The sequence below is a fragment of the Mycolicibacterium hodleri genome (assembly GCF_025822245.1).
GTDB classification, from domain to species: Bacteria; Actinomycetota; Actinomycetes; order Mycobacteriales; family Mycobacteriaceae; genus Mycobacterium; species Mycobacterium hodleri.
The window spans coordinates 234046-247615 of the sequence record NZ_JACKTL010000053.1 but is presented as its reverse complement, the minus strand read 5'-3'; the positions used below and the strand labels follow the sequence as shown (position 1 = coordinate 247615).

Annotated in this window: 13 protein-coding genes; 8 read left to right on the top strand and 5 right to left on the bottom strand. The window is 69.6% G+C overall.

All coding sequences use genetic code 11. The features are described from left to right. Positions 1 to 17: 17 nt before the first annotated feature. Positions 18 to 944: a LysR family transcriptional regulator gene (locus H7J06_RS23615; RefSeq protein ID WP_264041701.1), complete on the top strand. Its 927-nt coding sequence runs from the start codon at positions 18 to 20 to the stop codon at positions 942 to 944. Here the strand turns inward: H7J06_RS23615 and H7J06_RS23610 are convergent. Together H7J06_RS23610 and aspS are read right to left on the bottom strand one after the other, a co-directional pair. After that, positions 910 to 2574: an HNH endonuclease signature motif containing protein gene (locus tag H7J06_RS23610; RefSeq protein WP_264041700.1), complete on the bottom strand. Its 1665-nt coding sequence runs from the start codon at positions 2572 to 2574 to the stop codon at positions 910 to 912. The genes H7J06_RS23615 and H7J06_RS23610 overlap by 35 nt on opposite strands. Positions 2575 to 2700: 126 nt before the next feature. Continuing rightward, positions 2701 to 4479 (bottom strand): aspartate--tRNA ligase, encoded by a 1779-nt coding sequence (gene aspS / locus H7J06_RS23605; RefSeq protein ID WP_264041699.1) that lies wholly within the window; start codon positions 4477 to 4479, stop codon positions 2701 to 2703. Positions 4480 to 4556: 77 nt separating this feature from the next. Between aspS and H7J06_RS23600 the strand changes: the two genes are divergently transcribed. Both H7J06_RS23600 and H7J06_RS23595 read left to right on the top strand, forming a co-directional pair. Beyond that, positions 4557 to 5456 (top strand): oxidoreductase, encoded by a 900-nt coding sequence (locus H7J06_RS23600; RefSeq protein WP_264041697.1) that lies wholly within the window; start codon positions 4557 to 4559, stop codon positions 5454 to 5456. A gap of 37 nt (positions 5457 to 5493) precedes the next feature. Continuing rightward, positions 5494 to 6018 carry an SRPBCC family protein gene (locus H7J06_RS23595; protein ID WP_264041696.1) on the top strand — a complete coding sequence of 175 codons (525 nt, stop codon included), beginning with the start codon at positions 5494 to 5496 and terminating at the stop codon, positions 6016 to 6018. Here H7J06_RS23595 and H7J06_RS23590 read toward each other — a convergent pair. Next, on the bottom strand, positions 5987 to 7522 hold the full coding sequence (locus tag H7J06_RS23590) for a carboxylesterase/lipase family protein (protein WP_264041695.1): 1536 nt from the start codon (positions 7520 to 7522) through the stop codon (positions 5987 to 5989). The genes H7J06_RS23595 and H7J06_RS23590 overlap by 32 nt on opposite strands. A gap of 27 nt (positions 7523 to 7549) precedes the next feature. Between H7J06_RS23590 and ypfJ the strand changes: the two genes are divergently transcribed. The 5 genes from ypfJ to H7J06_RS23565 are packed head-to-tail and all read left to right on the top strand — an operon-like array spanning position 7550 to position 12018. Beyond that, the gene (gene ypfJ, locus H7J06_RS23585) at positions 7550 to 8449 is read left to right on the top strand and encodes a KPN_02809 family neutral zinc metallopeptidase (RefSeq protein ID WP_264041694.1); all 900 of its coding nucleotides are present in this window, start codon (positions 7550 to 7552) and stop codon (positions 8447 to 8449) included. After that, positions 8446 to 8985 (top strand): DinB family protein, encoded by a 540-nt coding sequence (locus H7J06_RS23580; protein ID WP_264041693.1) that lies wholly within the window; start codon positions 8446 to 8448, stop codon positions 8983 to 8985. Before ypfJ ends, H7J06_RS23580 begins: the two co-directional genes overlap by 4 nt. A 41-nt stretch (positions 8986 to 9026) precedes the next feature. Continuing rightward, entirely contained in the window at positions 9027 to 9626 is a 600-nt protein-coding gene (locus H7J06_RS23575; RefSeq protein ID WP_264041692.1) for a TetR/AcrR family transcriptional regulator, read from the top strand. Continuing rightward, positions 9623 to 11194, top strand: coding sequence for a flavin-containing monooxygenase (locus H7J06_RS23570; protein ID WP_264041690.1), 1572 nt, complete (start codon positions 9623 to 9625; stop codon positions 11192 to 11194). Before H7J06_RS23575 ends, H7J06_RS23570 begins: the two co-directional genes overlap by 4 nt. Beyond that, positions 11191 to 12018 carry a mycofactocin-coupled SDR family oxidoreductase gene (locus H7J06_RS23565; RefSeq protein WP_264041689.1) on the top strand — a complete coding sequence of 276 codons (828 nt, stop codon included), beginning with the start codon at positions 11191 to 11193 and terminating at the stop codon, positions 12016 to 12018. The genes H7J06_RS23570 and H7J06_RS23565 overlap by 4 nt, the downstream gene beginning before the upstream one ends. Here H7J06_RS23565 and H7J06_RS23560 read toward each other — a convergent pair. Continuing rightward, entirely contained in the window at positions 12015 to 12770 is a 756-nt protein-coding gene (locus H7J06_RS23560; RefSeq protein ID WP_264041688.1) for an alpha/beta fold hydrolase, read from the bottom strand. The genes H7J06_RS23565 and H7J06_RS23560 overlap by 4 nt on opposite strands. A gap of 43 nt (positions 12771 to 12813) precedes the next feature. Continuing rightward, positions 12814 to 13536 carry an SDR family oxidoreductase gene (locus H7J06_RS23555; protein ID WP_264041687.1) on the bottom strand — a complete coding sequence of 241 codons (723 nt, stop codon included), beginning with the start codon at positions 13534 to 13536 and terminating at the stop codon, positions 12814 to 12816. Positions 13537 to 13570: the final 34 nt, after the last annotated feature.

Sequence of the window (13570 nt, the reverse complement as noted above, 5' to 3'; positions counted from 1 at the left end):
AGGTCTAGGCTGAACCGGTGTCCGACACCGACGCCGACGGTGCTGCACCACCGGTCGACCTCGACCTTCGCGTGGTGCGCTACTTCGTCGCCGTCGCCGACCACGGGCACTTCGGCCGCGCCGCGGCGGCGCTGCACATCACCCAGCCGTCGTTGAGTCGGCAGATCCGCGGACTCGAGAAGCAGGTCGGTGCCACCCTCCTGCTGCGCACCCCACAGGGGAGCACGCTCACCGACGCGGGCCGGGCGTTCCTGACCCACGCCGCGCCGATGCTCGCCGCGGCGGTGCGCGCCTCAGCGCACGCTCGCGCCGCCGCCAGCCCGCGTCGCATCACCGTCGGGTACACCACCAACCTCGTCGTCGCCACGGCCGTGCGCGACCTGCGCCGACGCCACCCCGACGTGGTGGTCACCGTCCGCCACCTGCCGTGGAATGGCGCCCACCCGGCGCTGACGGACCACCTCGTCGATGTCGCGGTGACGCGCCTGCCCATCCCCCTCGACGGCGTAGAGACCACGCTGCTGTATCGCGAACCCAGGGCACTGCTGGTGCCACGACGGCATCGGCTCGCCGCCAAGGACGCCGTCGAGCTCGAGGACATCGAGGGCGAGATCATGCCGCGCGTGAGCGATCCCGTGTGGGACAGCTACTGGCGCACCGGCCCCCGGCCCGACGGCTGGGACGCACCCGACGGCCCGGTGCTCGACGACGCCGCGGAGATGTTCGACTTCATCGCCGAGAACGACGCGGTGCTGATCGTGCCCGCCGACAGCCGGATCCCCGATCTGAATCCGGAGCTGACGACCGTCCCGTTGCTCGGGGTCGAACCCAGCGAGGTGGCGCTGGCTCGTCGCGCCGACGAGCCCAACGCCCTCGTCGACGAATTCGCCGACTGCGCGGCGACATTCGTCATCGCGGGGACGCCGAGTCCGCGCAAGCGCTGATCGTGGCCGAGTTCGACTTCTCGTTCAGATTGCGTTCCCGGTCGATGCGTCTCGCGCGGTCTTGGGCGCGGGTGGTCCTGCGCCGCGGCATGGTCAGACCCGACGCATGCCGTGTTGGAACGCCGATCGCCTCAACGGTTCTGGTGGGTTCGGACAGTTCGGGGAACAGTAGCCGGCTGCCCGGGGTGGTGGTGTGGGTGCGGCCGTCGGGTGCTGTCCACACAATGGTGCCGTCATCGAGTTGTTCGTCGCGCCAACCGCTCTCACCGCCCCAGAACGTCTTCAGCAAGTGATGTCGACGGCACAGGCATTTCAGGTTGGACGCCGCCGTCGGCCCGCAGGGCCACGGAATCGTATGGTCGACGTCACAATTCGTCGCCGGCACGCGGCAGCCCGGGAAGCGGCACGTCAGGTCGCGGCAGCGGACGAAGTCGGCCAACTTCTTCGACGGTCGGTAGCGCGGTTCCGGTGGGGCTTGCCCGGGGTGCACGACCGGGGTGATCGTCGCCCCGACTGCGGCCCGGCACGCGATGGCACCGGGCACGAACTGCCCACCCATCACCGCCGCCGGCCGCAGGCTCGCCAGCCGTCCTGGGGTGGGGGTGAGGGCTTCGGTCAGGGTCAGCTCACGCAGCGGCTTGGCGAACATCGCCGGTGGTTCGCCGTCGAGGGCGGTCCGCTCGTCGGCGAGGGCCGGGGTGGCCGGGGTGTCGGCCGACTCGTCCTGCGCGGCAGCTTCGGTGGCGTCGGTGTGGTCCGGCGCTGGAACATCGGGCGGCGGCGGCGGCGGTGCCGGTGGCGCTGGCGCCGGCCGCTCGTCGAGGGTGAGCGTTTCCTGGCTGGCGATCACGTAGACCACCACCCCCGTCGAGGGAGGATTCTCACCGGCGGGGCAATCCTCGGACTCGCACAGGCACGCCAGGCGGTCCGCGCCGTGCGACATCGCCCCCATCGCATCGGAGCGGCGCTGATCCAGGGTGCGAGGATCAGCCGGGCAGACCGTGCGGGCCAACGCGTCGATCCGGGCGTCGAAGGCCTTGGCGTCGTGAGCGAACAGGGTTGCAAAGACCGTCGCCATCCCGCTGCCGTCCTCCTCACCCACCTCGACCGACCGGCCCCGGGCCCTAGTCTCGGTCCGGATGACTGCCTGCGGGTCGACCTGGGCGACGAACCCGTCGATCGTCTTCTCCAGCGTCGCCACCGACATCGGTTCCCGGGAGCTCAACGCCTCGGCCAACAACGCATCCAGCGCGTGGAGGGCGTCGGGGTCGACGACCAGCGCACCGCGCTGCACCACCGTCCGCACCAGCTGATAGGTGATCAGCCCCTCGGCGAACACCGCGGCAACCTGAGGGAAGCGTTCATGCAATGCCACCGCGACCAACAGCTGGTTGGACGCGGCCCCGGGGGTGATCCGCAGGACCGCACCGATGTGGGCGGCCACGAAGTCCCAGGTGTCGGTGCACCACAGGTCCCGCTCCGCAGCCCCGTCGGCGGCGGAAGCCTCGTCGAACATGGCGGCCATCGCCGCGACCCTGCGTGCACAGGCGGCGGACTCCGCCCGCGACCACGCCTCCACCGCACCGGCACCCGAGGTGTAGGACGCGGTGGCCGCCAACGAATCGAACATACGTACGAAGTTACTCGTGGCGACGGACGAAGCCGATGAAAACTAGGCCGCGCACCTCGGGGCTGTGGATGAACTACCGACTGTGCACAGCCCAGGAACCGCACTCGAAAATGTCGGTGTCACGTGCTACTGATCCGAGTTCGGCGCCTTTGGCGTGGCGTCTATTCCCGATTCCTTGCGCTGCTGCGGGGTGATCGGTGCGGGAGCATCGGTCAACGGGTCGACGCCGCCGCCGGACTTGGGGAACGCGATGACCTCGCGGATCGAGTCGGTGCCCGCGAGCAACGCGGTGATGCGGTCCCAACCGAAGGCGATGCCGCCGTGCGGTGGCGCACCAAAGGTGAAGGCGTCCAACAGGAATCCGAACTTGTCCTGCGCTTCGTCGTGGTCGATGCCCATCATCGCGAAGACGCGTTCCTGGACGTCGCGGCGGTGGATGCGGATGGAGCCGCCGCCGATCTCGTTGCCGTTGCAGACGATGTCGTAGGCGTTGGCCAGCGCGTTGCCCGGGTCGGTGTCGAAGGTGGCCTCGGACTCGGGCTTGGGCGAGGTGAACGCGTGGTGCACCGCCGTCCACGCACCCGAACCGACCGCCACGTCACCGGACGCGGTCGCGTCGTCGGCGGCCTCGAACAGCGGCCAGTCGACGACCCAGGTGAACGCCCACGCGTCGGGGTCGATCATGTCCAGCCGCTTCGCGATCTCGATGCGCGTCGCACCCAGCAGCGCCCGGGCCGCCTTCACCGGGCCCGCGGCGAAGAAGATGCAGTCCCCCGGCTTGGCGCTGACGTGGGCGGCCAGGCCGTCGCGCTCGGCGTCGGTCAGGTTCTTGGCGACAGGACCGCCGAGCGTGCCGTCCTCGGCGAGCAGCACGTAGGCAAGACCCTTGTGACCGCGCTGCTTCGCGAACTCCTGCCACCCGTCGAGGGTGCGACGCGGCTGCGACGCGCCGCCCGGCATGACGACGGCGCCGACGTGCGGCGCCTGGAAGACCCGAAAGGTGGTGTCGGAGAAGTACTCCGTGCAGTCGACGAGCTCGAGGCCGAACCTGAGGTCCGGCTTGTCGGAGCCGAACCGGCGCATCGCGTCGGCGTAGGTGATGCGCGGAATGGGCGTCGGCAGGTCGTATCCGACGAGGGCCCACAGCGCCTTGAGCACCTCTTCGGACACGGCCATCACGTCGTCGGGGTCGACGAAGCTCATCTCCATGTCCAGCTGGGTGAACTCGGGCTGGCGGTCGGCGCGGAAGTCCTCGTCGCGGTAGCAACGGGCGATTTGGTAATAGCGCTCCATCCCCGCCACCATCAGCAGCTGCTTGAACAGCTGCGGGCTCTGCGGCAACGCGTAGAACGAGCCGGGCTGCAGGCGCGCCGGCACCAGGAAGTCGCGCGCCCCCTCCGGCGTCGACCGGGTCAACGTCGGCGTCTCGATCTCGACGAAGTCGTGGCCGGCGAGCACCGCACGGGCGGCGGCGTTCACCTTGGAGCGCAAGCGGATTGCGTGACCGGGTCCCGCGCGGCGCAGGTCGAGGTAGCGGTACTTGAGCCGAGCTTCCTCACCCGGAGTCTCGTCGAGCTGGAACGGAAGCGGCGCGCTCTCGCTCAGCACGGTCAGCGACGTGGCGTTGACCTCGACGTCGCCGGTGGCGATGTCGGCGTTGGCGTTGCCCTCGGGCCTGGTCTCGACGACGCCCTGCACCAGCACGCAGAACTCGGCGCGCAACCGGTGAGCCTGCTCGAGGACCTCGGCGTCGCGGAAGACCACCTGGGCGATCCCGGACGCGTCGCGCAGGTCGATGAAGATGACTCCGCCGTGATCACGCCGACGGTCGACCCATCCGGCCAAGGTGACCGTCTGGCCGGTATCGGAGGACCGCAACGAACCGGCGGCATGACTGCGCAACACGAAAACTCCCTGGGAAGTGCCTGACGAGAGGACTGCCACAGTGTAGTGGTGGGGTCGTGGGCGGTAGCTTGGCGTCGGTGAGCCCTTCGACAGCGGTCATCGGCCCCGGTGCCATCGGTTCGACGATCGCGGCGTTGCTGCACGCCGCCGGGCATCCCGTGCTCGTCTGCGGCCGTACCCCGCGGGAGTCCGTCGAGGTTCGACCCGACCCCGGCATCCTCGACGGCGAACCCGTCGTCGTCCCCGGACCGGTGTGCACCGACCCCGGGTCGGTCGACGGGCCGGTCGACGTGGTGATCCTCGCGGTCAAGGACACCCAGAACGAGGCCGCCGCCGCCTGGCTCGAGCGGCTGTGCGGCGCGGACACGATCGTCTGCGTGCTGCAGAACGGCGTCGAGCAGGTCGAACGCGTCGGCCGCTACTGCCCGGCGGGCACCGTCGTCCCCAGCGCGGTCTGGTTCTCGGCGCAATCGCAGCCCGAGGGGTGGGTTCGGCTTCGCACCGCGGTGCGGTTGGTGCTTCCCGACGACGCGGCGGCACGCACGCTCGCCGAGGTGTTGAGCGGGCCGTCGCTGACCGTCGAATGCAGCGCCACCTTCCTCGACGACGCGTGGCGCAAGCTGCTGACCAACGCCGTGGCCGGCCTCATGGTCCTGACGGGTCGACGGGCGGGCATGTTCCGCCGCGACGACGTCGCCGGGCTGGGTCGCGCCTATCTCGCCGAATGCCTCGCCGTCGCGCGGGCGGAGGGTGCCAACCTCGGTGACGACGTGATCGACGACACCACCAGGCTGTTCACCGACGTGCCCGAGGATCTGACGACCTCGATCCTCACCGACCGCGAGCTGGGCCGGCCGCTGGAGTGGGACGTCCGCAACGGCGTCGTCGCACGCAAGGGCGCGGCACACGGCGTCGCCACGCCCATCAGCGACCTGGTGGTGCCGCTGCTCGCGGCGGCGAGCGACGGACCCGGCTGACCGGCCGGGTAGACACCTGCCCATAGAGTGTCCACCCATGGCCAAGACCTACCCGTGTGAACGCGTCGACGCGACATTCCTCGACACGGCTCCGTTCCGGTTCGTCAGCACCGTCGACCTCGCGATCACACCGGAACAGGTCTTCGAGGTGTTCGGCGACGCCGAGTCGTGGCCGCACTGGGCGACCGTCATCACCAAGGTCACGTGGACCAGCCCCGAGCCGCGGGGCGTCGGTACGACGCGGACGGTCGCCATGCGCGGCGGCATCACCGGCGCCGAGGAGTTTCTTGCCTGGGAACCCAACTCCCACATGGCCTTTCGGTTCAACGAAAGCACCTCCGGAGCGATCTCGGCGTTTGCCGAGGATTATCGGGTGGTGCGCACCCCACGGGGGTGCCACCTCACCTGGGTGATGGCGATGAAGCCCAACGGCATCGCGGCACGACTCGGCATGGAGATCGGCAGGCCGGTGATGTCGTGGCTGTTCCAACGGTTCCTGCACAACCTCGTTCGCTACGCCCAAAAGCGGTTCAGTACAAGCCCTCCCACGCCGCACGCCTGACGGCGTCGGGGTCGGCGACGGTGTCGTCTCGGTTCGACCGGATCACTCGCGTGCGGCGAGAGGTTGCGTCGTAGCGCGGCCAGTCCTCGTCGAGTTCGGCCGTCGCGAAGTCGAGCCACGTCCTCTGCATGCGGCGCCCCACCGACGGTTGCACGCGCCTGCCCAACGGGTGCATCTTGCGGCCGAGGTACGAGCCGTAGCTGTGCTGGACGTGCACGATCTCGCTGCCGTGGGTGGCGCCGAGACCCAGCAGGCGCAGACTCCACGCCGCATGGTCGAAGCGGTAGACGTAGGTCGGCGCGTGGGCCGAATAGGCGTCGGCGAACGCCCATGTGGGAGCGCCGAACATGGTGTCGGAGCCGAAGGCGATCAGGGCGCGGCGGCGCGGATAGTCCGGATACGCGGCTAGCAACCGATCCCTGGCGTCCGGCGCCGTCCTGGCGAAGTACGCCTCGACCATCGATTGGGTGGTCGGCAGCATCGGCGGCTTGCCCCAGGCGAACATCGACGCCTCGTGGCTGTTGGTGCCGACGATCAACGGGACGGGCGACACCCGTCCCAGGCGCGCGGCGTCGATCGGATGCCTTGGCAACGAGTCGATGCCGTGGGTCAGCCCGTAGGCGAGCGTCGGGGTGTGTGCGGCGCTTTCGCCCTGCAGCTGCCCCGCCGCGCGCCGGAGCCGGCGCTGGGGCAGCGACTTCACCTCGTCGACGGGAACGCCGAGCCGCTCGAGGAACGTCCGGGCCTGGCGGGCGCGCGTCTCCCGATCGGCGATCAGCGGCAGTGCCGGACTCTGCGCGATCGCCCGGGAGAACAGCCCGTCGGCGAGGGGACTTGCCAACAACGCCAACACCGACGTCGCCCCCGCGGACTCGCCGAACACGGTGACGTCGTCGGGATCGCCGCCGAACGAGGCGATGTTGTCGCGGACCCACCGCAGGGCGGCCACCTGGTCGCGCAGGGCGAGGTTGTCGTCGAAGCCGGGGCCGAGGTCTTCGAGTTCGAAGCCCCCGAAGACACCGAGACGATATGTCACGTTCACCACGACGACGTTTCCGTTGGCGGCCAACCGACTTCCGTTGTACAGCTGCAGTTGCCCGGCCCCGTAGACGAAGGCGCCGCCGGGTATCCACACCATCACCGGCAAGCTCGCCCCAGGGTCGGGCGACCACACCGTGACCGTCAGACATGCCTCGTCGCGAACCTTCGGATCGTCGCGCCCACCGCCGACGAAGCTTCGCCCCTGCGGCGGCAGCGGCCCGTGGTCGACGGCCTCGCGGACCCCGCTCCACGGCAGCGGGGGCGTCGGCGCCAGGAAGCGGCGCTCCCCGACGGGCTGCTCGGCGTAGTCCACGCCCCGCCAGACGTTGACGCCGCCCTCGGTGGTGCCGCGCACCGTCCCGTGGACGGTGTACGCGACGGTCGGATCTTCCACGGTTTCGCGCTGGGCGGCCACCGCACGAATCGTAGTGTGGGAAGCTGAACCCGGCTGAGACGGAGGCATCGGCGGTGCCGGCGAGAGGGGTGGGCGTTGACCTTCAACGAGGGCATGCGGATCGACACGAGCACCACGTCCTCCAGCGGCGGCGGGGGCGGGGGCGGTCGCGGCCTGGCGGTCGGCGGCGGCATCGGCGGTCTGGTCATCGTGGTCATCGCGTTGTTCCTCGGCGTCGACCCGGGGACGGTGCTGCCACAGGAGGGGGCTGGGCAGTACGGCTCCCAGGGTGCGGAGTCGCCCGGCTTCGACACCAGCCAGTGCAAGACGGGCAAGGACGCCAACGACATCCTCGGGTGCCGCATCATCGCGACGGGCAACTCGGTCGACGGCGTGTGGGCGCAGTTGATGCCCGGCTATACCCGGCCCAAGATCCGGCTGTTCAGCGATAACGTCAGCACGGCGTGCGGACCGGCCACCACCGACGTCGGACCGTTCTACTGCCCGGGTGACCAGACCGCCTACTTCGACACCGCCTTCTTCAAGGAGCTGGTCGACCGGTTCGGTTCCAGCAGTGGACCGCTGGCGCAGGAGTACGTCGTCGCCCACGAGTTCGGCCACCACGTCCAGGACCTGCAGGGCACGCTGGGACGCGCGCAGCAGGGGCCTGGTGGAGCCGAGGGCAACTCGGTGCGCACCGAACTGCAGGCCGACTGCTACGGCGGGGTGTGGGCGCACTACGCGGCGATCACCAAGCAGGAGGGCACCGACGTCACCTTTCTGCAACCGTTGACGGACAAGGACATTCAGGACGCCCTGTCGGCCGCCTCGTCGGTGGGCGACGACCGCATCCAGCAGTCCTCCACGGGGCAGGTCAATCCGGAGTCGTGGACGCACGGGTCCTCGGCGGCGCGGCAGTACTGGTTCACCGAGGGCTACCGCACCGGCGACCCGAAGCAGTGCGACACGTTCTCGGCCACGGACCTGCACGAGTGACCCCGTCCGGCGAGCCGATCACGCCCGACACCAAGGACTGGACCTGGGTTCTCACCGAGCCGTGTCCGGACTGCGGGTACGACGCGTCGGCGATGCGACCGGATGAGGTCGGCGACCACGTTCGACGCGACGCCGAGGGCTGGGTGGCGAGGCTGGCCGGTGCGTCGGTGACGGAGCGTCCGGAACCCACGGTCTGGTCGGTGCTCGAGTACGGCTGCCACATTCGCGACGTGCACCGGATCTTCGGCCGACGGGTCCACCTGATGCTCACCGAGGACGACCCCCGCTTTCCGAATTGGGACCAGGACGAGACCGCGCTGGCCGACGACTACGCCTCGCAGCAGCCCGCGGTCGTGGCCGGCGAGTTGGCGCAGGCGGCGGCCGAGGTCGCCGACGCCTATGACGCCGTACCGGACGACGCCTGGTCCCGGCGCGGACTGCGCAGCAACGGAAGCGAATTCACCGTCGCCACCCTCGCGCTCTACCACCTGCACGACGTCGTCCACCACACCTGGGACGTCACCCCGCGTTCCTGACGCCATTGACCGCGTTGAACACATATCGCTAATGTGTTCAAATGGGCGACGGAGCGGCATCTCCTCGAATGGTGTCCTCGGCGTTGGCGACGGCCAACAGCGACACGTTACGCCGCTTGGGCCCACGGCAATTCAGCCTCACCGCGGTCGCCGAGGCAGCCGGAGTGTCCCGCGGCACGGTGCACAACGCCTTCGGCAGCCGTGACGACGCCATCAGAATCGCGCTCGACCACCTCTCGTCGACCTTCGTCGACGCCATGGCCGCCGAAGTGGACCGTTACGACACCCTCGCCGAGCAGGTCGCGGCCGCCGCCGTGCTGATCTGCGCCCACCGTCAGAGCTCGGACTCCGTCACGCCCCGCGGGGTCAACGAGAGCATCCTGCTGCTGCTACTTCGCAACACCGGCGACGACCTGATGCGCCGGGCCGTCGACCTGTGGAAACCCCTGGTGAAGGCCGCGAAGGGCAACCACGAGGTGGCCCAGTCGACCGATCCCGCGCGGGCCGGTGAGTGGATCGTGCGCATCCTGTTCAGCTTCGAACTGCTGCCGCCAATGGGCGTCAACCTCGACAACCCAAGAGCCGTCCGACGTTTCGTGGTAGACCACGCCGTGGCCGGCCTCACCGGAGGCACCCCATGATTCGACCCGACGTCGAGGTCGCCGTCATCGGCGCGGGACCGGGCGGCATCGCCGTCGCGCATCAATTGCAGCTCAAGGGAATCGACGACTTCGTCATCCTCGAACGCGGTGACGACGTCGGCGGCACCTGGCGGGACAACCACTACCCCGGCCTCGCCGTGGACATCCCCACGCTGTGGTATCAGCTCTCCTTCGCCCCGAACCCGGACTGGACGCGCTTCTTCGCACCCGGCCCCGAGATCCAGGCCTACCTGCGCGACACCGCGACCCGGCTGAACCTCTACCCGCGACTGCGCACCGGCGCCGAGGTGCTGCGCCAGCAGTGGGACGACACCGCGGGCCTGTGGCGACTGACCATCCGTGACCAACCGGAGCTCACCGCCCGCTTCCTCGTCAGTTCGGTGGGCGGCTACGTCAACGCGAAGCAGGCCGTCGACGTCGACGGGATCGAGGACTTCACCGGGACCGTCTTGCGGCCCAACTCCTGGGACGACTCCTACGACACCCGCGGCAAGCGCGTCGCCGTCATCGGCACCGGCTCCAGCGGTGTGCAGATCGCCGCCGCACTCTCCGCCCAGGTGGCGAATCTCGACGTCTACCAACGCACTCCGGCGTGGGTGCTGCCGAAGGTCGACTTCGACATCCCGCCGCTGATGCGGCGCGCACTGCGCGTACCCGGCGTCGTCCCGGCCGTCAACGCCGCCGGCCGCGCCCTGATGGACCTCGCCATGATCGCACCCATCGTGCACGTGTTCGCCCGCCTCCCCGACCGCCTGCTGGTCCGCCTCGTGCCGTTCTACGACGCGTACTGCCGGGCCCTGTACCGGTTGCTGCTGCGCGCGGTCGTGAAGGACCCCCGGACTCGGCGAGCCCTGGTGCCGCGCTACGGCATCATGGCCAAGCGGCCCGTCATCTCCAGTGCATTCCTCACCGCGCTCAACGATCCGTCGACGCATCTGATCACCACGCCCATCGACCGCATCACGGCCGACGGCATCCGCACGACCGACGGCGTCGACCATCCCGTCGACCTGATCGTCGCGGCCACCGGCTACGAGCTGTGGACCGATCCCGAGACGTATCGGACGGGAACGGTACTGGGTGCCAACGGATTCGACCTCGCCGAGTACTACCGGAGCCACGGCCTGCGGGCCTACGCCGGCACGGTGCACCCCCGGTTGCCCAACCGGTGGGAGATCGTCGGACCGCTCGGCTTCGTCGGATTCGCGTGGCCCGACTTCGTCGAGACGACGGCCCTGCACGCCGTGCGGATCATCGACGAGACGCGCCGGCGGGGCGAGCAGGTCGCCGCGGTCAGCCAGGATGCGTTCAACCGGTGGAACGTCCTGATGGAACGCCGCGGCAAGACCGCGCGGCTGTACTTCACCGACTGCAACCCCACCCTCAACACGTACTTCGTCAACTCCCAACGCGACACGGTCTACCACCGTCCCCAGACCATCACCGGCTCACGGCGATTCGCGCGGCGCTCGCCGCTGACCGACTACGACACGAGCAGCCGCGTAGCGTCCCCCGCGATCGTTCGACCGAAGGAGCAACTGGCATGACGAGCAGCGATCAACCGCTGGCCGGCAAGGTCGCCTACGTCACCGGCGCCGCCCGCGGGCAGGGACGTTCACACTGCGTGCGGTTGGCGCGCGCCGGAGCCGACGTCATCGCGATCGACGCCTGTGGTCCCGTCGCCGCGAGCAACGGCTACGAACCGTCGACGCCGCAGGACCTTGCGGAGACCGTCAGCCTGGTCGAGGGCGAGGGCCGCAAGATCCTGGCCACGGAGGTCGACGTCCGCGACGCCGAGGGCCAGCAACGCGTCGTCGCCGAGGGAGTCGAACGATTCGGCCGGCTCGACGTCGTGGTGGCCAACGCCGGCGTACTGAATTGGGGCCGGCTGTGGGAGATTTCGCCACAGCAGTGGCAGGAGACCATCGACACCAACCTCACCGGGGTGTGGAACACCATCAGGGCCACCGTGCCCGCGATGATCGCGGCAGGCAACGGCGGGTCCATCGTCACCGTCAGCTCGGCCGCCGGCATCAAGGCCGTCCCCGGTTGCGGGCACTATTGCGCGTCGAAGTTCGGCGTCGTCGGTCTCACCAATTCCCTTGCCGTCGAGCTGGGCGAGTTCGGAATCCGGGTCAACTCCGTGCACCCCTACGGCACCGACACGCCGATGGGCAACGACGTCTCGATGTACGAGATGTTTGCCGCCCATCCCAACTTCATTCACAGCTATTCGCCAGGGGCCCTGCCCACCGACTCGTTGGCCGCACCCAACCTGATCTCCGACGTCGTCGTGTGGCTCGCCAGCGACGCGTCGTCACTGGTGACGGCCGCCCAAATCCCGGCCGACAAGGGGTATCTGAAGATCTAGCGGTGGGTCGACCAGAAGTCGACGAGCAGCCGCGCGGCGACGGCGGGGTCCTGCGTCATCCACCAGTGGCCCAGCCCCTGGAGAACCTCGACCCGGGCGCCCGCACGGGCCGCGGCGCGTCGCCGCTGCTCATCGGTGCCGACGAAGTGGTCCTCGGACGGCAGCAACGCGAGCCCGGGGCGGGCGGCGGCGGCCTCGAGGTTCCGCCCCGCCGTCGCCGCGGCCGGTTGGGCCGCCGAGCGGTACAGCGTCAGAATCGACCGGCCCATCGCCTCGTCGATGCCAGGCGAGACCCGGCTCGCGATGTCGGCCGACATGCCCGAGCCGACGAGGAACTCGACCCGGTCGGCGTCGGCCATCGCCGTGAAGTCGGACACCGCCGCCTCACCCACCTCGGGCGTCTGCCACGCCTCCGCCAGGTCGTGCCAGACGTACTCGGCGTCGAGTACCCCGGGCACGTCGGACACCCAGGTGCGCACCAACTCCGGCCTGGCCATGACGACGTTCAGGGCGTGCCCGCCACCCCAGTCGTGTCCGAGGAGGTCGACCGGCCCGTCGACGGACTCGAGCTCCGCGACGAGCCAGTCGCGGTAGCCATCCATCGTGGCCGCGAACCCGTCGGGAACCGGCGCCCCGAATCCCGGCGGCGACAACCTGCGAACGTCCGACTCACCCAGCGCGGTCAGCTCGTCGACCAACAGATCCCACACCGCAGCGGTCTCGGGCACGCCGTGGACCAACACCACCGTCATCGTTGCATCACCATGTCCGAAGACTAGTCCCGCCTCCCAACGCTCAACGCTGGTTCGCCGGACGCACCACGATCTCGTTGACGTCGACCTCGGGCGGCTGCGACACCGCGAAGGCGACGGCATCGGCGATCGCCGTCGCCGGGATGGCATGTCGCCGGTACTCCGACATGGCCTGCTGCGCAGTGGGATCGGTGATGGTGTGTGCGAGTTCCGATTCGACGACGCCCGGCGACACCGTGGTGACGCGAATGCCCGGGGGCGACTCCAGCCGAAGACCCTCGGTGATCGCCCACGCCGCGTACTTGGTGCCGCAGTAAACCGCCGCCGTCGGACTCACCTCGTGGGCTCCGATGGACGCGATCGTGATGAAGTGGCCGCTCCCCTGCTCGTCGAACGGGCCCGACACCGCGGCAATCCCGTGCAGCAGCCCGCGGACGTTCACGTCGATCATGTGATTCCACTGGTCCACCAATCCGGCGTCCAGGCGCGAGAGCGGCATCACGCCCGCGTTGGCGACGAACACGTCGAGTCTGCCGTGCCGCGCCACGGTGGCGTTCACGGCGGCGCGCACCGCCTCGACGTCGGTGACGTCGAGCGCACACGCCTCGATGCCGTCGGTCCCCGCGGCGAGTTCGTCGAGGAGGTCGGTGCGTCGGGCGGCGGCGATCACGTGGTGGCCGTCGGCGGCGAGACGTTCGGTGATCGCACGCCCGATACCGCTGCTGGCACCGGTGACGAAGGCGATCTTCTGGTGGGTGGTGGCCATGGGTGGTTCCTCCTCGTCGTTTCTCTGAATGGCC

Bases quoted from the DNA above. Each gene is read 5' to 3' on its own strand.
- H7J06_RS23595 (WP_264041696.1), top strand. From the start codon at position 5,494: ATGGCCAAGACCTACCCGTGTGAACGCGTCGACGCGACATTCCTCGAC.
- H7J06_RS23560 (WP_264041688.1), bottom strand. From the start codon at position 12,770: ATGACGGTGGTGTTGGTCCACGGCGTGCCCGAGACCGCTGCGGTGTGG.
- H7J06_RS23565 (WP_264041689.1), top strand. From the start codon at position 11,191: ATGACGAGCAGCGATCAACCGCTGGCCGGCAAGGTCGCCTACGTCACC.
- H7J06_RS23555 (WP_264041687.1), bottom strand. From the start codon at position 13,536: ATGGCCACCACCCACCAGAAGATCGCCTTCGTCACCGGTGCCAGCAGC.
- H7J06_RS23575 (WP_264041692.1), top strand. From the start codon at position 9,027: ATGGGCGACGGAGCGGCATCTCCTCGAATGGTGTCCTCGGCGTTGGCG.
- H7J06_RS23590 (WP_264041695.1), bottom strand. From the start codon at position 7,522: ATGCCTCCGTCTCAGCCGGGTTCAGCTTCCCACACTACGATTCGTGCG.
- H7J06_RS23570 (WP_264041690.1), top strand. From the start codon at position 9,623: ATGATTCGACCCGACGTCGAGGTCGCCGTCATCGGCGCGGGACCGGGC.
- H7J06_RS23610 (WP_264041700.1), bottom strand. From the start codon at position 2,574: ATGTTCGATTCGTTGGCGGCCACCGCGTCCTACACCTCGGGTGCCGGT.